15 protein-coding genes are annotated in these 19,111 nt (G+C 36.0%); 1 reads left to right on the forward strand and 14 read right to left on the reverse strand.

Annotated features, from left to right (window positions below):
• Window positions 1–13: 13 nt before the first annotated feature.
• The 11 genes from LDP15_RS05170 to LDP15_RS05220 form a co-directional block, all read right to left on the reverse strand.
• Window positions 14–535, reverse strand: coding sequence for a DUF805 domain-containing protein (locus tag LDP15_RS05170; protein ID WP_015426163.1), 522 nt, complete (start codon window positions 533–535; stop codon window positions 14–16).
• 97 nt (window positions 536–632) lie between these two features.
• Entirely contained in the window at window positions 633–1,199 is a 567-nt protein-coding gene (locus LDP15_RS05175; protein WP_003131353.1) for a TMEM175 family protein, read from the reverse strand.
• A 725-nt stretch (window positions 1,200–1,924) separates the two neighbouring features.
• Window positions 1,925–3,592: a DNA repair protein RecN gene (recN, locus tag LDP15_RS05180; RefSeq protein WP_015426161.1), complete on the reverse strand. Its 1,668-nt coding sequence runs from the start codon at window positions 3,590–3,592 to the stop codon at window positions 1,925–1,927.
• Between the two features lie 124 nt (window positions 3,593–3,716).
• A complete protein-coding gene (locus tag LDP15_RS05185) occupies window positions 3,717–4,166 on the reverse strand; it encodes an arginine repressor (protein ID WP_225513316.1) in 450 nt (149 codons plus the stop codon).
• Window positions 4,163–4,969: a TlyA family RNA methyltransferase gene (locus LDP15_RS05190; protein ID WP_015426159.1), complete on the reverse strand. Its 807-nt coding sequence runs from the start codon at window positions 4,967–4,969 to the stop codon at window positions 4,163–4,165. The genes LDP15_RS05185 and LDP15_RS05190 overlap by 4 nt, the downstream gene beginning before the upstream one ends.
• A gap of 79 nt (window positions 4,970–5,048) precedes the next feature.
• Window positions 5,049–5,906, reverse strand: a complete 858-nt coding sequence (locus tag LDP15_RS05195) for a polyprenyl synthetase family protein (RefSeq protein WP_042230207.1) — start codon at window positions 5,904–5,906, stop codon at window positions 5,049–5,051.
• A gap of 81 nt (window positions 5,907–5,987) precedes the next feature.
• The gene (locus LDP15_RS05200; RefSeq protein WP_015426157.1) at window positions 5,988–7,145 is read right to left on the reverse strand and encodes a glycerate kinase; all 1,158 of its coding nucleotides are present in this window, start codon (window positions 7,143–7,145) and stop codon (window positions 5,988–5,990) included.
• 148 nt (window positions 7,146–7,293) lie between these two features.
• Window positions 7,294–7,533, reverse strand: a complete 240-nt coding sequence (locus LDP15_RS05205) for an exodeoxyribonuclease VII small subunit (RefSeq protein WP_015426156.1) — start codon at window positions 7,531–7,533, stop codon at window positions 7,294–7,296.
• Window positions 7,533–8,786, reverse strand: a complete 1,254-nt coding sequence (gene xseA, locus LDP15_RS05210) for an exodeoxyribonuclease VII large subunit (protein WP_015426155.1) — start codon at window positions 8,784–8,786, stop codon at window positions 7,533–7,535. Before xseA ends, LDP15_RS05205 begins: the two co-directional genes overlap by 1 nt.
• A gap of 166 nt (window positions 8,787–8,952) precedes the next feature.
• Window positions 8,953–9,807, reverse strand: coding sequence for a bifunctional methylenetetrahydrofolate dehydrogenase/methenyltetrahydrofolate cyclohydrolase (locus LDP15_RS05215; protein WP_015426154.1), 855 nt, complete (start codon window positions 9,805–9,807; stop codon window positions 8,953–8,955).
• 160 nt (window positions 9,808–9,967) lie between these two features.
• Window positions 9,968–13,222, reverse strand: a complete 3,255-nt coding sequence (locus LDP15_RS05220; RefSeq protein WP_225513317.1) for a KxYKxGKxW signal peptide domain-containing protein — start codon at window positions 13,220–13,222, stop codon at window positions 9,968–9,970.
• Window positions 13,223–13,423: 201 nt separating this feature from the next.
• Here LDP15_RS05220 and LDP15_RS05225 point away from each other — a divergent pair, with 201 nt between their 5' ends.
• On the forward strand, window positions 13,424–15,502 hold the full coding sequence (locus tag LDP15_RS05225; RefSeq protein WP_015426152.1) for a heavy metal translocating P-type ATPase: 2,079 nt from the start codon (window positions 13,424–13,426) through the stop codon (window positions 15,500–15,502).
• A gap of 49 nt (window positions 15,503–15,551) precedes the next feature.
• Here LDP15_RS05225 and LDP15_RS05230 read toward each other — a convergent pair whose 3' ends face one another.
• The 3 genes from LDP15_RS05230 to LDP15_RS05240 are packed head-to-tail and all read right to left on the reverse strand — an operon-like array spanning window position 15,552 to window position 19,048.
• On the reverse strand, window positions 15,552–16,004 hold the full coding sequence (locus LDP15_RS05230; RefSeq protein WP_003131340.1) for a hypothetical protein: 453 nt from the start codon (window positions 16,002–16,004) through the stop codon (window positions 15,552–15,554).
• Window positions 16,001–16,594, reverse strand: coding sequence for a hypothetical protein (locus tag LDP15_RS05235; RefSeq protein WP_010905589.1), 594 nt, complete (start codon window positions 16,592–16,594; stop codon window positions 16,001–16,003). Before LDP15_RS05235 ends, LDP15_RS05230 begins: the two co-directional genes overlap by 4 nt.
• A gap of 6 nt (window positions 16,595–16,600) precedes the next feature.
• Window positions 16,601–19,048 (reverse strand): hypothetical protein, encoded by a 2,448-nt coding sequence (locus LDP15_RS05240; protein ID WP_015426151.1) that lies wholly within the window; start codon window positions 19,046–19,048, stop codon window positions 16,601–16,603.
• Between the last annotated feature and the right edge of the window lie 63 nt (window positions 19,049–19,111).

Consider the following 19,111-nt stretch of genomic DNA (forward strand, 5'->3'; position numbering starts at 1 on the left):
TCTATTTTTTTAATTATTCATAAGTTCTTGAATCATCTTCTTCGTCAATGCCATATTTGGTTGGAAAAAGGCAAAGAATATAAATAATGAAATTGATAAATCCAACAAAATAACCCATTTTTGCTAGAAGATCTTGATGAATAAACATTGTAACCAGCCCATAAATTGCAGCTACTCCAAAAACAAGAGCAATCCACCAAGGAAACCTAGCATCACGTAAACGACGAGCTGTCAAACTGATATTAGGAACAAGAATAGCTAGGCCAATGAGAGCTGTAACAATAATTATTACTAATGCTCCACCCGTGGGCTTGGCATATAAGTCTGTCACCTGTTGAATAATTTCTTTTTGTGATAAAGTTGCAGATTGGCTCATTATTTTACCAGCTTTTGGGATTGTCACCATAAAGTTTAAAATGCTGAGAATCGCAAATATGATTGAATTAGTCAAGAAAACCCACCAATAATCAGAACGATTTGAATAAGATTTTAAATCTCCTGCTTTTTTCCAATATTTGATGTATGCTTTAATCATTGTTATTCCTCTTTACTTATAATATTATTTACTGACAGAAGGTCAGTTATTTATTCCAAACTTTTTTATTAAGTAAACTCATATTTTTATTAAAAGATTATTTAAACATTTTTTCAATATTTTTATCTGGAATCACCCACATTGAAAAAATTAAGGCTGAACCAACAAGCATGATTACTGGAGCTATAAAATAACCTAATAAAATGCTGACAATATTGAGCACAACACTTAGGATATTTTTTCTAATCGTTGTCTCAGACGTTTTACGATGTCCATTGATTTTCAATAATTCTCTTGTCAAAAGTAGATAAATAAAATTCCCGAAGAAAAAGATAATCACATAGCCTAATTCTGGGATAAATGAATTAGGATAGATTGATACCCAGTTAGAAAAAATAGGAATAAGTGATAAGACAAAAAGAAAACTAATATTTATCCATAGAACTTTTCCATTAATTCTTTTGATGCTTTGAAAAAGATGATGGTGATTGACCCAGTAAATAGCCAGTATAAAAAAACTTACAAAATAGACACCCAGATGCGGAAGTAAAGCAATAAAACTTTGTAAGCTATCTGAATCTGGACGGACCAATTCTAAAACTAAGACAGTCATGATAATTGCGATGACAGCATCCGTAAATGCTTCTAAACGTGTTTTACTCATTTTTAACTCCTAAATTATAAAATACGACTTCAGTTTTTAAATTACAAACCTCTCCTTTCAGTACTATGGTTGATATCTCATTATAACATATTGAGTTTAATTCATAAAAGAACTTTAACAGAAGTTCTTAATGGTAAAAAATCTAATTTTACTTCATAATATCTCCTTTGGAGATAAAAAGCCCCAATAAATTGAGGCTTCAAATTTATAATAAAAACGCTCTTATCTTATATAGGAGAAGGCGTTTTTATCTATGGCTCTCTGACTTGGAAGTTGGCACATAGTATATAAAGATATTCTAGCCTTTTTCAAAAGGCTTGTCAGTAACATTTGCTAACAAATCAAAGAAATTTATCGAAAACTAGCTTTTTAAAATTTATTTTTTTATCTTTTGATTTCTAAGAATTTGGATCAGCATTTCGCATAACATACAGATTATTCCCGCACAGGCACCAACAATACCTACGAACAAGAAAAAATAATTTTGATTATAATGCCCATAAATTGAAAAAAACAAACAGACCAAAATGATTAAAAGCCAAATTTTATTTACTTTCACATATACTCCAATATTTTTAATAGTGTAACTACAATTTAATTTTAACATTTATTATTTTCGGTATATACACATTTGTGGTTGCAATTTTACACAAATTATGATTTTGTCATCTAAAAGATAAAAAGCCCTGATTAAAAATCAAGACTTTTTCTTAATAATATTCGATTTATTTGCTCAATAAACGTTTAGCCTGAGCTAAGGCTTCTTTAGTTAAATCTTCACCAGCAAGCATTTTCGCAATTTCATTTACTCTTTCTTCAGCGTTTAATTTTCTAACTGTGGAAGTAGTAATGTCATTGGTTGAAGCTTTTTCAATATAAAATTGTCTGTCGGCAATGGCCACAACTTGTGGAAGGTGAGAAATTGCAAGAACTTGTCCATGCCTAGCAATTTTATATATTTTATTAGCAATCGCTTGAGCAACACGACCAGAAACACCAGTATCGACCTCATCAAAAACAATGGCTGTTTTATTTTCACGTCTTGAAAAGCTTGATTTTATGGCGAGCATTAAACGTGAAAGTTCACCACCCGAAGCTGTTTTTGCCAGCGGTTTAAATCCTTCTCCCGGATTGGTTTGAATAAAGAATTCAACATGCTCATTCCCGTTTGGCGAAAACTTTGCCCCTTCAAAACTAACTTTGAAATCAGCTTTTTCCATATAAAGCTCAGAAAGTTCGTGTTTAATATCTTTTTCAACTTCTTTGGCAATTTTATGGCGTGCTTCATTAAGTTTTTTACTTGCTTCAATGAGTTGAACTTGTGCAACTTTAACTGAATTTTCTAGATTTTCTGAGTCATTTTCTGAACCCGTCAGTTCTGAGAGTTCGAGTTGGACTTTCTCTAAATAGTTCATCACATCGGACAGTTCTGGGCCATATTTTTTTTTCAAAGTGGTCAAGGTCATAATCCGGTCTTCAATTTGTAAAAGCTCAGCTGGATTAAATTCTAAATCACTCATGATTCTTTGAATTTGATTAGCAACTTCTTCTAATACATAATAACTTTCAGCTGTCTTGTCAGCAAGTTCTTGATAGTCATTATCAAAATTACTAATTTTATCCAATTCTGTCATTGTTGTTCGGATATTATTAAGACTTGAATAATCATTATCTTCATCATCAAGCGCTAGATAAGCACTACTAAGCGAATCAGCAATATTTTTAATATTATTTAACTTTTCTCGGCGATTAACTAATTGTTCATCTTCTTCAAGATTAATTTCCGCCGCTTCAATTTCTTCAGCCTGAAATTGAAGAATTTCAATTCTTTGAGCAAATTCTTGCTCATTTTTTTGTCGTAGATTGAGCTGTTGACGCAAATTTTTGAAGTTTTCAAATTTGAGTTTGTAATTATTTTTTATCTGATCAAAGACTTCGTCACCAAATTCATCAAGTAAACGAAGATGGCTTTTCGGATTCATCAATTCTTGGCTATCGTGTTGACCATGAATATCAACTAATAATTCACCCACTTGTCTTAGCGTAGCTAAATTAACCATTTGACCATTGATTCGACAAACGGAACGACCATTAGCAAAAATCTCACGTCTTAAAATAATTTCAGAATCTACTTCTTCAAAGCCAAGTTCTAATAATACCGCCTTCAATTCTGGAGTTTTATCAAAGAAAAAGAGACCTTCTATTTCGGCTTTGTTTGCCCCATGTCGCACAAAATCACTCGAAGCACGCTCACCTAATAATAAAGACATTGCATCAATAATTATTGATTTTCCCGCACCAGTTTCCCCAGTTAAAATCGTCATTCCACTCTCAAAGGATAGATGAATTTCTTCAATAATTGCAAAATTTTTGATTGAAATCTCTTGTAACATCAAAATTTCCTTTCTCAAAAATAAATGACAAGGCTATCAGTAACCTAATAACCTTATCTTTCCTACTTTGATTCTTTTTTTACTGACAGCTATTAATTCGCTCAAAATAATCAGCAGAATTTTGTCACAATATTCTTGTCAGTAAATTATAAAGATTTTTAGCATCTTCTTCCGTTTCAAAAATAACTAAAGCACTATCATCATCAATAATGATTGAAAAAATATCATCGCTATATTCTTCCAAAAGATAATTTTTCACAAGACTAGTTGTCCCTGGATTAGCAAGAATCCAGAGCATATTATCTTTGATTTTTGTTCCCGTAATTGCATCAAAAGCTAAGGCTTTATGAAGGCTTGACTGTAAAACTTCCTTGTTTTTTGGTAAATCATAACGATAACCACCAGATTCAGCTGGCACCTTGATTAGGGCAAGTGATTTAATATCGCGGGAAACGGTCGCTTGAGTAACGTCAATTCCATGAGTTAAGAGGGTATTCACAAGTTCTTCTTGCGTTTTAATTTCGTTTTCACGGATAAATTGAGCAATAAAGTTTAATCGGTCTTCTCTTTTCATAGTTCTTCACTTTCTTTTTGTAAAACTGATTCAATATTAACCTGCTGAGCAATTTCTGCTTTTCCATCTTTAAGTAAATGGACAAGAAATTCAACGTTTCCAGCCCCACCCTTGATTGGCGAAAAGGTCAAACCTTTTACTGAAAAACCAAGTTGAGTGGCTGTTTTTAAAACTTTTTCAATAGTCATTTGGTGAACTTTAGGGTCACGAATAATTCCATTTTTTCCGACTTGTTCACGTCCCGCTTCAAACTGCGGTTTAATAAGAGCTGCTACTTCGCCATTTTCCTCCAAAATTTCATAAAGTGGCGGTAGAATTAAATCTAAAGAAATAAAACTAACATCTATACTAGTAAATGACGGTCTTCCTTGTTCAAAGTCAGCTAAAACAGCATTTCGGAAATTAAATTGTTCCATAACGACAACGCGTTCATCTGAGCGAATTTTCCAAGCCAATTGATTGGTTCCAACATCTAAAGCATAGACTAATTTGGCACCATTTTGAAGCATTACATCAGTAAAACCACCAGTTGAAGAACCAATATCAAGACAAGTTTTTCCATTAATTTCTAAATGGAATTCTTTAAGAGCCTTTTCTAATTTTAACCCTCCTCGACTAACATATCTTAACTTTTCACCTTTAAGACGAAGTTCTGTTCCATCATCAATTTTCTGACCAGGTTTATCGTAACGTTCTCCTGATTTACTATCAACAACTAGACCAGCCATTACTCCTCTTTTGGCCTGCTCTCGTGTTTCAAACAAACCTTGATTCGTGGCAAGTACGTCAATTCTTTCTTTCATGTAGATCTTTCTTTATAGTAATTATACGTATTTTTCTTAGAAATGTAACTAATAATTTCTTTTTATATTTCTATTTTTTTTATTTCACTTCCAATTGCTCAATAATTTTAAAAATTTCAGAGCTGTCAGTAACTGATAAGTCTGTCAGTAATTTTTTAACTTCTGACAAATTTTCTGTCAGTGATTTTTTTGCTCCCTCAAGTCCTAAATGAGCAACATATGTTGATTTTTCCTCTAAAATATCCTTACCTGGTGTTTTTCCAAGCTCAGCAAAAGTTGCTGTGACATCTAAAATATCGTCTCGAATTTGAAAAGACAATCCCAAAATTTGCCCCACTTGACGAAGTTTTTCAACTTCATCAGTTGATTTTTGAGCAACAATTCCAGCAGCTACAAAAGGAAAAGTTAAAAGTCGCCCAGTTTTCAAGCGATGAATCTGCTCAATTTCAGCCAATGTCAACTCTTTTCCTTCACCAGCCATATCCAAGATTTGACCCGCAACCATTCCATAAGAACCTGAAGCAAAGGCCAATTCACGCGTCAACGCTACTATTATTTCTGCGGATAAATCAGCAGTTGAAAGGATAAAGAAAGGGTCAAAAAATAAAGTATCACCAGCTAAAATTGCAGTTGCCTCGTCAAATTTCTTGTGATTAGTTAACTGCCCTCGACGATAATCATCATTATCCATTGCTGGTAAGTCATCATGGATTAAAGAACCCGTATGAATCATCTCAAGTGCGGCTGCCACATGATAATGAGCCTTACTCAATTCTAAATCAAAAGCCTCTAATAGGTTTAAAAAAAGGAGGGGGCGAATTCGTTTACCGCCTGCCAATAAAGAATATTTTGCTGATTCGGCTAAGCCAGTTGGAAATTCAGCGCTTTCATAAAATTCAGTTAAAAAGTCTTCTAACTTTAGTATCTTCGTATCCATTACCCTAATTATACCAAAATTCACGGCTAAAAACCGTGATGATTTGAGGAAATTTTTTTATTTTTTAAATCCATTCCCTTTTTATAAGTGAGCCTTTTGCTCACTCATTGCTAATACTCTTGTAATATTTTCACTCGCTCGCTCAACGTTCTTTGCGCCGTCAGCCAAGGCATCTGACAAAGATTGTGCTTGACTCAAAATACCAAAAATAGCGGTCATTCCTTCCTCATAAAGAACATCTGCTCCATCCCCAATATATCCTGCCAAAGCAAAGCAAGGTTTCTTGTATTTTTTAGCAATTTTACAGACGCCATAAGGTGCTTTACCAAATTTTGTCTGATAATCCATCCCACCTTCACCTGTAAATACATAATCAGCTTCTTTAATTTTATCTTCTAAGTATATTGTTTGTGCAACAAGCTCAATTCCTAATTGCATTTTTGCATTGGTAAAAGCAAGCAAACCTGCTCCCAAACCACCTGCTGCACCAGCTCCCGGTTTATTTTTAACATCTTTCCCCAGATCATTATGAACAATTTCTGCATAATGCTTCAAGTTTTCATCCAATACTTTGACCATTTCCTCAGTTGCTCCCTTTTGTGGTCCAAAAACATAAGAAGCGCCATTATTTCCGGTTAAAGGATTGGTGACATCAGTAGCAATTAATATTTCAATTTCTTCCACTCTTGGGTCAAAATCACTCATATCAATTGTTCTAACTTCTTTAAGGAAACCTCCACCAAGTGGAATCTCTTCTTGGTCTTTATTTAAAAATTTAGCTCCCAAAGCACGAGCCATTCCAGAGCCACCGTCATTAGTCGCACTTCCACCAATGCCAATGATGATTTTATCTACTCCTTCATCCATTGCAGCCTTAATTAATTGTCCTGTTCCATAGGTTGATGTAATCAATGGATTTCTATCTTCCAAAGCAACCAATTCCAGACCATTTGCCTTTGCCATCTCAATGACCGCCGTATTTGAGTTTCCCAAAATACCAAAATAGGCCTCTACATTTGTATTTGCAAATGAACCTTGTACTTTTTTATATACCCGTCGTCCACCCGTTGCATCAATCAAAGCATCTGTTGTTCCCTCACCACCATCAGCCATTGGCATAGAAATTATTTCAGCCTTAGGAAATACTTTTTTAATTCCTTTTTCCATTGCTTGACAAACTTCCAGCGCACTCAAACTTTCTTTGAAAGAATCTGGCGCTAATACAAATTTTTTCTTCATTTAATCTACTCTTTCTATAAAAGACTTGACCATAACTCTATCTACTATTAGTATATAATAAATAAGATTGATATTAGAATAATAGGCTTTTTTGTCAGTAAAATTTTGTTTAAAATAAAAAACCTTGAAAAATCAAAGGTTTTTTATTTTAGTAGTCTTTCTGTTCCGGAGAGAAATCACTCTCCTGATCATTTTTTCCAACTATTTTTACTAATGTTTCTTCCGCTTCATTGAGTGTTTTTTTCAAAGTTTCCGAAATTTTCATTCCTTTTTGAAATTCAGCAATAGCATCTTCCAACGCTACATCACCAGATTCTAACTTACGAACAATATTTTCTAACTCTACCAAATTATCTTCAAATTTTACATCTTCTTTTTTAGTTGCCATTATTTTACCTCCACTATTACTTTTCCGTCAGTCAATTCAACATCTAAAGTCTGACCTTTTTTCACATCACTTACGGATTTAATAATCTTTCCCTTTTCGTCAGTAACGAGGGAAAAACCACGCGCTTTTATTTTCGAGATATCTAATAAAAGTAAAGACTGATAAAGTTGCTCCGTCTTATTCTTTTTAGCTTCAACTATCTTTCCGTAAGTCGGAATTAATTTCCCAGCTGACAGCTCATAACGGTGTTTCATATTTGCAACTTTATTTTCCGTCAGCACTGACAAACGTTCACACAGACGGTCAAGTTTTTGTAAGTGTCCATCGTACAAGCGTTCTGGCTGTCTAAAAACTACTGACTGGCTTAATTTATCTACTCGTTCACGCCTTATTTTAATTAAATGTGTTAAGCGGTTAAAAAGTCGTTTTTCCTGCTCATTCGTCCAATTTATTAAATCAACCTTCGTATTTGGTGTTGCTAATTCGGCTGCTGCAGTTGGAGTCGCTGCACGACTATCAGCAACAAAATCGGCTAAAGTCACATCTGTTTCATGCCCAACCGATGAAATAATTGGAATACGTGATTCAAAAATTGCTCGAACCACAATTTCTTCATTAAATCCCCATAAATCTTCGATAGAACCGCCACCACGACCAATAATCATGACATCAAAATCACCACGTTCATTAGCTCGACGGATATTTCCAGCAATTTCTTCAGCCGAACCTTGTCCTTGAACTTTTGTCGGATAAAGAATGATTTGACTCATCGGAAAACGACGTTGAACCGTCGTAATAATATCTCGAATGACCGCTCCTGACGGGCTAGTTACCACAGCTATTTTCTTAGAAAATTGTGGCAAAGTTTGTTTCCAACGTTGTTCAAATAGCCCTTCAGCAGTCAGCTTTTTCTTCAACTGTTCAAACTTAACCGCAAGAGCTCCAACGCCATCTGGAACTAAACTTTCAATATTTATAGAATAAGAGCCAGAAGGTGGATAAATACTGATTCGACCAACAGCCAAAACTTTCATCCCCTCTTCTAATTCAAAGTCTAATTTGCGAAATTGTCCCGCCCACATCGTAGCTTGAATCACAGCGCCCTCATCTTTAAGTGCAAAATATTGATGATTTGGTCTTCTTCTAAAATTTGAAATTTCTCCTGTCAAATAAACCCGTTCAAGATATGGATCACGGTCAAATTTCGCTTTTAAATATTTTGTTAAGGTTGATACTGATAAATATTCTGTCATTCCCTCACTCTTTAGTTCTCAATTAATCTTTTTACTAATTATTCTGTTAATAAAATTTCTACTGCTAAAATCGAAAAAAAGTAAAAAGTTTATCTTCAAAAAACTTCTAACTTAAAAATAAGTCCTTAGAAATTACTATAAACTTAGTTACTCTTTTATTAATTAACTATTTATTTTCATTCATTTTTCTACTTGCTGCACGAACTGTCTGTTCCATGAGCATTGTAATCGTCATCGGACCAACTCCACCAGGAACAGGGGTAATCAAACTTGCAACATCTTTTACTTCATCAAAATCAACATCGCCATGAAGTTTTCCATCTTCATCACGGTTCATCCCAACATCAATTACAACTGCACCTTCTTTGACATCCTCAGCTTTAATCATCCGGTCACGGCCAATAGCAACCACCAAAATATCAGCTTCCTTAGTCAATTCGCGCAAGTTTTCTGTTTTTGAATGAGCAATTGTCACAGTAGCATCAGCCATCATTAATAATTGCGCCATTGGTTTTCCGACGATATTTGAACGACCAATCACAACTGCACGTTTACCAGAAAGTTCCACATTATATTCACGGAACATTTCCATAATACCGGCTGGAGTTGAGGGAATCATCAAAGGATTCCCAGACCACAAACGTCCCATATTCATTGGGTGAAAGCCATCCACATCTTTTTCTGGATCAATAGCTAGTAAAACCTTTTCTTCAGAAATATGTTCTGGCAATGGCAATTGTACCAAAATACCATGCCATTGTTCTGACTGATTATACTGTTCAATTAAATCTAACAGTTCTTGTTCTGACACAGTTTCTGGTAGACGAACCACACTAGAATTTAAACCAATTGCTGTGGCTTGTCGTGCTTTATTTCGGACATAAATTTGACTCGCAGGATCTTCGCCCACAAGAATAACGGCAAGACCTGGAACATTGTCCGCTTCTTTTAATTTATCGACTTTAACTTTCAACTCAGCTTGCATTTTAGCAGCAAGTGCTTTTCCATCTATCAAGTTCATAGAACTATTATACCATAAGCTAACTTTCAACCTCTAATCATCATCATTCATTTTTCTTTATTTATTTTAAATTGTTCGTAATTTTTAATAAATGAAGAATTTCCAAATTAAAAAGAAACTTCTTTCCAAAGAAAAGAAGTCCTTAATTAAAATATACTACTCAAAACCTTTTTTTATATTTAACTTTTCCAATAGTTAACGTTGCCACTAAGCCTAATCCCAATTCTGCTAATACTAAACTTAAATCGTCATCAGCACCTGTTTTGGGAAGCTCTTCTTTCGTTACAGTTGGTACAATTTGCAAGCTCGTTGCGCTTAATGAACTTGAAAGACTTGGACTACTTGATAGCTTAGAAATTAAAGTCAAAACTTTTGCTTCATTCGAAGGTAAATTTGAGTCACTCAAGTTATTTAGTTTCATTTCTGAAGTATACGAACTATTTGAAGTTAGACTTGAGCCATTTTTATCATTAGATTGTAAATTTGGATTAGTCAACATACTTGAAGCTGTTGTTGAACCACTTGACTCAGATGAAGTCAAACTTGCACTACTTGATTCATTTGAACTCAAACTCGAATGACTTGAATTTTCAGAAGATGAACTTGTAGTACTAGTTTGACCAGTGTTTGAATTTGAATCACTTGTCCCACCAGAACTTGTCATACTACTTTCGCTTGAACTTAAGCTTGAAGCACTTGAACCTTCTGAGCTTGAACTTGAGCCATTTACTCCAGCTGAACTTGATTGACTTGAGTCTACCGAAGATGAACTGGCAATACTACTTTCACTGGAATTTGAATTATTTACTCCAGCTGAACTTGTTTGACTTGAGTCTACCGAAGACGAACTAGCAATGCTACTTTCACTAGAATTTGAACTAGAAACGCTTGAGCCCTCTGAGCTTGAACTTGAGCCATTTACTCCAGCTGAACTCGATTGACTTGAGTCTACCGAAGATGAACTAGCAATGCTACTTTCACTAGAATTTGAACTAGAAACGCTTGAACTCTCTGAGCTTGAACTTGAGCCATTTACTCCAGCTGAACTCGATTGACTTGAGTCCACCGAAGATGAACTGGCAATACTACTTTCACTGGAATTTGAACTATTTACTCCAGCAGAACTTGTTTGACTTGAGTCTACCGAAGACGAACTAGCAATGCTACTTTCACTGGAATTTGAACTCGAAATGTTTGAACCCTCTGAGCTTGAACTTGAGCCATTTACCCCAGCTGAACTCGATTGACTTGAGTCTACCGATGATGAACTTGTGGCACTACTTTCGCTGGAATTTGAACTTGAAGCACTTGAACCTTCTGAACTTGAACTTGAGCCATTTACCCCAGCTGAACTCGATTGACTTGAGTCTACCGATGATGAACTTGTGGCACTACTTTCGCTAGAATTTGAACTTGAAGCACTTGAACCCTCTGAGCTTGAGCTTGAAGCATTAGAAGTCGAACTTGAAGTATTTGCTTCACTAGAATTAGAACTCGTGTTGCTTGATACATTTGAAGATGAAGTTGAACTACTAGCTGCACTTGATGAAGAACTGGCACTACTGCTTGATTGGCTACTATTAGCACTAGAATTTGGATTAACTGTTGAAGCACCAACACTTGGAGTTAAAGAATTGATAATTGTCGTTATTCCATTAAGTGCATTATTAACGAAATTATTAATATTATTTTGTATTTGACTAATAGTGTTCGAAAGACCATTTTCGATAGCTCCAAGACCTGGTAAATTATTTACAATCCCCGTCGCACTTTCAACAATATTATTGATAGCATTTTGCAATTGATTGAGCACTTGGTTAAGAATATCCGAAGCACCAGCAGGAAGATTACCAAGTGAGTTTAGACTATTTTGGACTGTGTTCTCAATAGTGGCTAAGGCTGTTGAACCAAGGCTTGTAAGATTACCCAAACTATTATTTACTTGGTCAAGAAGGCTGGAAACTCCCGTTAAATTCGCAACTTCTCCCAAAGATGCTCCAGTAAGATTATTTAATATTGGGCTTAAAACATTATTAACTGTAGTACCTACAAGAGGAATATTACTAATAGTTGGAGATAATTGACTCCAAGCAATTTGACCTACTCGATTAATCGCTGAATTAACTACTAAACCAGCCAAGTAGTTGACAAGATCATTTCCTTGAAGAGAGACAAGTGTGTCTAAATCAAAATTAACACCACCCAAGGCATTGGAAGTTGTCGTATTAAGTTGATTAACAATCCCACTTGTTACAGTACTTATTGCGCTAAGTACTGGACTTAGTACTAGACTTGCCCCCGGAATACTTGAAAGTCCTGGAATTGTTGGATTTTCAAGAAAAGTAAGCATAGCACCAGGGCTCATTGATGGGATAGCATTAAATGCTGCCACAATCTGCCCTCCAACTAATGGAATTTGGCTAACATCTAAACCTGCAGATTTTATTCCATTTAATAGAAAGGCTCCAGGATTAGCAGCTGCTTCCTGGATATTTCCAACAATATTGACGATTTGTTCAACACCATTAAGAGCTGCCGCGGCTGTAGTCATTCCTGGAATATTAAAAGTTCCAAGTGTGCTAAAAATATTTGCTAAACCACTAATTCCTACTGTTGAAATTGCTTGATTTACAAGATCTCCGAGTGTTGTGTTAAGAATAGCTGAACTACTTGTTGTAGCAGGCGCTGCTGCAGCTAGTGCCTGAGTAAGTATTGGTAGTACCATAGACGAATTAGTCGCTAGAATAGCCGTAAAAGAAGCAACAGCAGCACTTGAAGCATTAGCACTACTATTTCCCGCAAGATTCATTTCCGAACTTTGAGAAGTTGATCCAATACCACTATCAATTGCTGAACTTTCACTCAAAATTACTGATGAACTTGTTGAACTTTGAGAGACAGCTGCCGAATCAACGCTGTCTGCAACATTAGAAGAACTTAATATAGAATTGCTGCCATTATCATTTGATGAGCTTGAATCTGCAAGCGATACGATATTGTTTGTAGGAGTTTGAATAACCGCTGTACTTGTCGTATTTTGGCTTTCATTAATTGAATTGCTACTATCTGACACATTTGAAGTTATTCCCTCAGTATCAGTTTCTACTGTGTTAGCCAGTGAATTATTAGAACTTTGGTCACTAGCTTGTTCATAAGCAACTTGATTTTGACTAGCAGCTACATCACTATTTGTCGATGAAGCTAGTGCTGAATAACTTGTTACCTCAGTAATACCACTAATTTGCTGACTACTGTCAACTGCTGTGTCCGCTTTTACATTTTGGTCAGTAATCGTTCCTGAAACGATAATTATAGCTAATGCTGAAGTAGCAAATAACCAACTTTTCCCTGATTTCCAAGTTCGAAAATGAGACTTGGAGGTAACCGTAGTCACTTCTGGCCGTATTTTTTTCATTTATTCTCTCCTTGCCGATACTTTTTTATTGAGTATCGCTATAAACATATATTATAATATCACATTTAGGTCACAAAAGAAACCTTTTAGTTATTGTTTTGTAACATTTATAGAATACAACTTTTTTCCTTGACTTTGATAGTTTACAATTGTAAACTATATATAGATAGAAAATTCAAAGCATTCATTTAGGAGGAAAATATGTCAAATAAAACTCATTCGTCTAATTACGATGAAATGATGTCTGAGCATCATCATAATCATGAAATGATGGATATGGAGCACGAAAACCATGAGATGCACAATATGGATAATATGCATGATATGGACAATATGGATATGATGAATCATGGAGGACACATGATGCATATGGGTGATATGAGTAAAAAGCTCAAAGTTGCCATTATTCTAATGATTCCGCTTCTACTCATTTCACCAATCGCGGGCTTTACTATCCTTAAATTTCCTGGAAGTGAAATTTTGCAACTCATCCTTGGTACAATTATCTTCTTTTACTCTGGGACTCCTTTTTTTAGCGGAGCAAAAGGTGAATTAAAAAGCCGTAAGCCAGCCATGATGATGCTGATTACAATGGGAATTACTGTTGCCTATGCTTATTCTGTTTACGCCACAATTATGAGTCTTAACGGACATATGGGCATGAACTTCTGGTTTGAACTGGCAACTTTAATTGTCATTATGTTGATTGGTCACCTGATTGAGATGAAAGCAATCATGGGTGCTGGCGATGCATTGAAAGATTTAGCAAGCCTTGTTCCCAAAAAAGCTCACTTAAAAAGTGGGAAGGATGTGGAGCTTTCAGAACTAAAAGTTGGCGATTTACTTTTAGTGAAAGAAAATGAAAAAATACCTGCAGATGGCCTTATATTAAGTGAAGCGCTCGTTGATGAGTCAATGATTACTGGTGAAAGCCGAGCAGTCAATAAAAAAATAAATGACCTTGTTTATGGTGGTTCCCTCAATCAAAACCAACCATTTGAGATGAAAGTCACAACCCTTGGAAAAGATTCATTTCTCAATCAAGTGGCCGAATTAGTCAAGAAAGCCCAAGCTCAAAAATCTAATTTGGAAAATATGGCAGATAGAGTGGCTGGTTACCTTTTCTATGCCGCACTTATTGTCGGTATCTTCTCATTAATTTTTTGGACAATTAGTTCTAACTTTAGTTTTGCTCTACTTCTTGCGGTTTCTGTTTTTGTAATTGCATGTCCACACGCTTTAGGTCTTGCGGTTCCACTTGTTGTTTCTCGCTTAACCAGTATTTCTGCTAAAAATGGTTTATTAATTCAAAACAGAACCTCTTTGGAAAAAATAAATACAATTAAATATGCCTTAATGGATAAAACAGGAACATTAACTGACGGTAAGTTTATTGTTCGTAATGTTATTGATTTTACTGATGAAACAGACATTCTCCAAATCATGGCAGCACTTGAAGGAAGTTCCACTCACCCGATTGCTCAATCAATCGTTTCAGCTGCTAAACCTCTTGAAAATCTAAAAGTTGAAGCGGTTGAAAATATTCCAGGAGTTGGAATTAAAGGGCAAGTTAATCAAAACTTTTATCAAATTGTTAACTATAAATATCTTCGTGAAAATCAACTTTCTTATGATGAACAAAAGATTGCTCAATATTTAGATTTAGGTTTAACTGTATCTTTCCTAATCAATGAACAACAAGATGTTTTAGGATTTATTGCCTTAGGAGATTCTCCTAAAGCAGACGCGAAAGCCTTTATCAATGGTTTATTAGCCCAAGGAATTACCCCTGTTATGCTCACGGGTGATAATAAAGAAACTGCTCAAAAAATTGCTAGTGCACTAAATATTCCCGAATTTAGAGCGGAATTAAAACCTGAAGATAAAGCAGAAATTGTGAAAGAGTACCAAAAGAAAGCCGGCGTGCTTTTCATTGGTGATGGTGTCAATGATTCCCCAGCTCTTGCAACTGCTACGATTGGTTTTGCGATTGGAGCAGGAACTTCGGTTGCTATCAGTACCGCTGATGTCGTCCTAGTTAACTCCAATCCAAGTGACGTCCTGGATATGATTAATATCTCCAAACGCATGCTTAGAAAAATGAAACAAAACCTCTGGTTTGGAGCAGGCTATAACATTATTGCTATTCCTGTTGCAGCGGGTATTCTTTATCCATTTACAGGGATTTATATTGACCCTCTCATTGCAGCAGTCCTGATGTCAATCTCAACCGTGATTGTCTCAATCAATGCGATGGGATTGAGGTATGATAAAAAATAGAAGAGCCTATGCTCTTCTATTTTTTTATATTATTATTTAGTTAAAAAAATTATTTTATATTCTTTCTTCTATTGCCAACAACATCAGGATAGAGCTTTCGTAATTTTCTTGTTGCCAATAGTGCAGATACAAGGGCTAGAACTTGCAAAATAACTGTCACGAATCCTACTAATAATCCTATCTCTAACTCTAAAAGATTATGTGCCTGATTGGCTAAAATGATCAAGACAGCACCAATCACGCTCAAAACATTGAGACTATATACTAAAATTGAAGCAATACTTTTTATTCTTAATTTATGATTCTGAACATGAAGAGCGATAGCATAAATCAGGATAAGTAAACCAAATCCCCAAACTAGATATGAGTCTGTTATTATTTTTGCAACTTGTAGTAAAAAACTGATGAATACAGCGATAATCCAGATTCCTAACAAACCATTGTATTTATAAGCTTTTTGAATCACTTCTTTTTCTTTATTTTCGTCAATCTCTTCTTTCATTTTTCAATTTCCTGTTCTTTTTTTAATTCCATGAGAGCTAAAGTTCTAAATTTTCTTGCCCTCCTGATGTAAATCCAGTAGATATACACAAGTAAATTCACAAGAATTAAATCAGTAATATAGATTAACCAAATTCCTACATCACCTGAGTCGATGTAAAGACCGGCTAACGTTATCCCCACACTTCCACAAATCATAGCAAAAACTATCAGAATGATTTCCCCTGTTTTACTGTCCTGCATTTGATAAAGTTTTTCTACCTTTTTACTATCTTCTAATTTTTCAAAGTTTCTGTAATTAAAAAAGTTTTCCGAAAGAAATAATAAAATTATCGCTACTACAAAAGATAAAAGCAAACAGGCAACTGTTGTCAAAACTAACCATTCTACAGGAGAAATTTCAAGAGAATGATTTTCTACAAAATTCATCGCAGATGCCGGAAATGCTCCTGATATTATCAGAACGGGTATTATACTCATGCCTGTCATTTTTTTATTGCTTTTTATAAATAGTTCCTTACTTCTATAAGAATATCCATATCTATCATCAGCATTCCCACCGATATCCACTATAACTTTATCAGAGTACATTGGATTTCACCCTCTTCTCTTTCTATGGTCATATAACCAATCATAACCAAAAGATAGAGCAGCGGAAACTGCAAGTCCTACTCCAACAGCTACAGCTACAGGCGCAGCCACAGCAATTGCACCAGTAACTAATGTGCCAACGGCCAAAGTGATTCCCGCATTGGCAAAACCTTTCGCCATAGCATCATTCGCATCATGCCCAGTCGCTAGTTCAACTCCTGCGGTTAAAAATCCTCCTCCGATACCTCCGGCGAAATCAGAGGCTCCTGCTAATTCTGGACCATATTTAGCCCAGCCGATAGCTCCGCTAATCCCGATTGATTGGCTCCCTAGCTCACCTTCTAGCCAATTGTCACTATCTTCTCCGCCTGGAAGTTCTCCGCCATATCCTCTTTCCTCCGCCACAAGTTGAGCTTCTTTAGAATAATAAGCAGATTGTGGTACATAATTTGGATAGTAAGTTCCGTTAGAATTACTATATCCTCCTCCTGATGAATAACCATAACCACCAGAATAAGAGGTGCCTCTGTCATAGTCATAACCTCCACCATAATCATAACTATCATAAGTTGGTGCATAATAAATCACTGGCGCAATATAATTCGGCACATACTCGTAGCCATTGGCATAATAAGTCGTCGCATAAGGATTGCTCGTGTTGTAATAAACAATCGGTGGAACATATTTGTAGTAAACGTTTAGCGTTTCATCAGTTTTCGGATAAAGTCCAGACCGCGTCGTATTGCCCTCAATATAGTAATTGCCAAATTGATAAGGCACATTGACCGAATAAGGTTTGTTATAAAGTCCCGTGGTGGATTCTTGACCGAGATAAACCCCGTCCATACCATAGTAATCATAAGTGACGGTACTTTGGATATGATAATAATCACTAACATTTATCGTGTTTCCTTTGGTCGTTTGGTTTTGCCAACCGTATTGATAATGCGGAAAATTACTTACTGGAACATTCCAAGAAACATTTGGAAACCAGATAAATTGATGTTGGGGAACGATAAGCTGATTGTTTTCGTCCGCATCATAATAGTTAAGATAAACAATATCCCGGACTTGGGTCGCCAAATGTGCTTGAAGCGCTGAACCAAAGAGGTCATAGCGAACCCCTTGCGAATATTGATAAGAATCTCCACTACGAGCGGGTGCTGGACTATAAAAAACATAGTTAAAGTTTGACAGAAAACCGATACCCAGATAACCGCCATAAGGGAGACTAGCTTGACCGTTCAAGTCGGTATCAGGGCTTGTTGTATCATAAATAATACTAGAACTATCTGTCGCAAGGTTAGTTGTCTTTGGAATGACGGTTAAGAGATTGGCAAGGTTAGTCTTGACTCCTTGAGCCATATCAATATCGGTCGTGATAAACGAAGCAAGGACTGGCACTTGAAAATTCGTGTTATGGGCGACAATTTGATAATTGAGGTTGACATTATTTGCCCCGTAGTAGAGGGCGACAATCGAGTTTCCGTCAGAGTTGGCAATGTTTTGTTCGCCTGTAAAAGCCAATCCAATCGGACAATCGGACGTACTTTCTTTGGGGGCTTGCCAGCTTGATTCATCTGTTGAAATGACTTTGTAGATCAAATCTAGATTAGTTCCGGCTAGGGTCCTTCCGACATTGGTAATTCGTCCAGAATCCCCGGCGTTCATAGTATAGCTCGTTGCCGGCGTCGTTGGACCGTCAGTTAAACCAAAGTTTTCGGAGCTTATTTGACCCGTTGCTTGACCTTTGACTGGAATAACCTGCGTATTGTCCGACCAATGGAGTCCGTCTGGGGTCAGAAAATTATTGGGAACAAGGTTGTTAGCCTTGATTGTAATATTGACATCATCCAGTGTGGACGGACCCGTAATATCATTGGCGACTGAACCTGTCGCAGAAATCGAGCTTATGACAGGGTCTTGACCATTGGCTTGGCTGGCAATTGAACCATTTGTGAGAGCAGGATTTATGATTGTTCCGCTCGCCGATAGGCTTGAAGCAATTGTGACATTTGCTTTTGATGAATCAAGAGGAACACCTGGGGCTTTTGAAGTTGAGGCCTTTGAACTCAATGAAGCTGAAACCTCTGAAGAATTAGAGCTTGTTTCTACACTTGAAGCCTGAGCCGAACTGGTTGAAGATGATGAAACTGAACTGGCGCTTAGGGTTGTGCTCGCCTGTGAAGGTTGCGAGGTCGCCGCTTTAGTTTGCATTTCTGCCTGTGAACTTTCTGTATTTCCTTCGGTTGTCGAATCAGACGCGGCAAGAGAAGAATTTACAGTTGGATTGGTGACAGCTTCAGTTTGACTTGGTGGGGTAACAGCCGAATTTTCATCAGCCTTTACTGCTAAAGGGTGACTAGTCACTAACAAACTTAAAAGAATTCCAGTGCTAAGTAACCAAAATTTACTTGATGACTTCATCTGAAAGTGCTTTTTCTGATTTTCCAATGCAAAACCTCCTTTTAGTGAATATTTTTTGTTTTCTGATCATTTAATATTATACGCTTAATT

The sequence above is a fragment of the Lactococcus sp. SK2-659 genome (assembly GCF_020218185.2).
Taxonomy (GTDB): domain Bacteria; phylum Bacillota; class Bacilli; order Lactobacillales; family Streptococcaceae; genus Lactococcus; species Lactococcus lactis.

Excerpts from the sequence above, each read along its gene's own strand:
- LDP15_RS05205 (WP_015426156.1), bottom strand. The coding sequence starts at position 7,533 with ATGGCAACTAAAAAAGAAGATGTAAAATTTGAAGATAATTTGGTAGAG.
- LDP15_RS05175 (WP_003131353.1), bottom strand. The coding sequence starts at position 1,199 with ATGAGTAAAACACGTTTAGAAGCATTTACGGATGCTGTCATCGCAATT.
- LDP15_RS05215 (WP_015426154.1), bottom strand. The coding sequence starts at position 9,807 with ATGAACTTGATAGATGGAAAAGCACTTGCTGCTAAAATGCAAGCTGAG.
- recN (WP_015426161.1), bottom strand. The coding sequence starts at position 3,592 with ATGTTACAAGAGATTTCAATCAAAAATTTTGCAATTATTGAAGAAATT.
- xseA (WP_015426155.1), bottom strand. The coding sequence starts at position 8,786 with ATGACAGAATATTTATCAGTATCAACCTTAACAAAATATTTAAAAGCG.
- LDP15_RS05190 (WP_015426159.1), bottom strand. The coding sequence starts at position 4,969 with ATGAAAGAAAGAATTGACGTACTTGCCACGAATCAAGGTTTGTTTGAA.
- LDP15_RS05185 (WP_225513316.1), bottom strand. The coding sequence starts at position 4,166 with ATGAAAAGAGAAGACCGATTAAACTTTATTGCTCAATTTATCCGTGAA.
- LDP15_RS05235 (WP_010905589.1), bottom strand. The coding sequence starts at position 16,594 with ATGTACTCTGATAAAGTTATAGTGGATATCGGTGGGAATGCTGATGAT.
- LDP15_RS05170 (WP_015426163.1), bottom strand. The coding sequence starts at position 535 with ATGATTAAAGCATACATCAAATATTGGAAAAAAGCAGGAGATTTAAAA.
- LDP15_RS05220 (WP_225513317.1), bottom strand. The coding sequence starts at position 13,222 with ATGAAAAAAATACGGCCAGAAGTGACTACGGTTACCTCCAAGTCTCAT.
- LDP15_RS05195 (WP_042230207.1), bottom strand. The coding sequence starts at position 5,906 with ATGGATACGAAGATACTAAAGTTAGAAGACTTTTTAACTGAATTTTAT.
- LDP15_RS05200 (WP_015426157.1), bottom strand. The coding sequence starts at position 7,145 with ATGAAGAAAAAATTTGTATTAGCGCCAGATTCTTTCAAAGAAAGTTTG.
- LDP15_RS05225 (WP_015426152.1), top strand. The coding sequence starts at position 13,424 with ATGTCAAATAAAACTCATTCGTCTAATTACGATGAAATGATGTCTGAG.
- LDP15_RS05230 (WP_003131340.1), bottom strand. The coding sequence starts at position 16,004 with ATGAAAGAAGAGATTGACGAAAATAAAGAAAAAGAAGTGATTCAAAAA.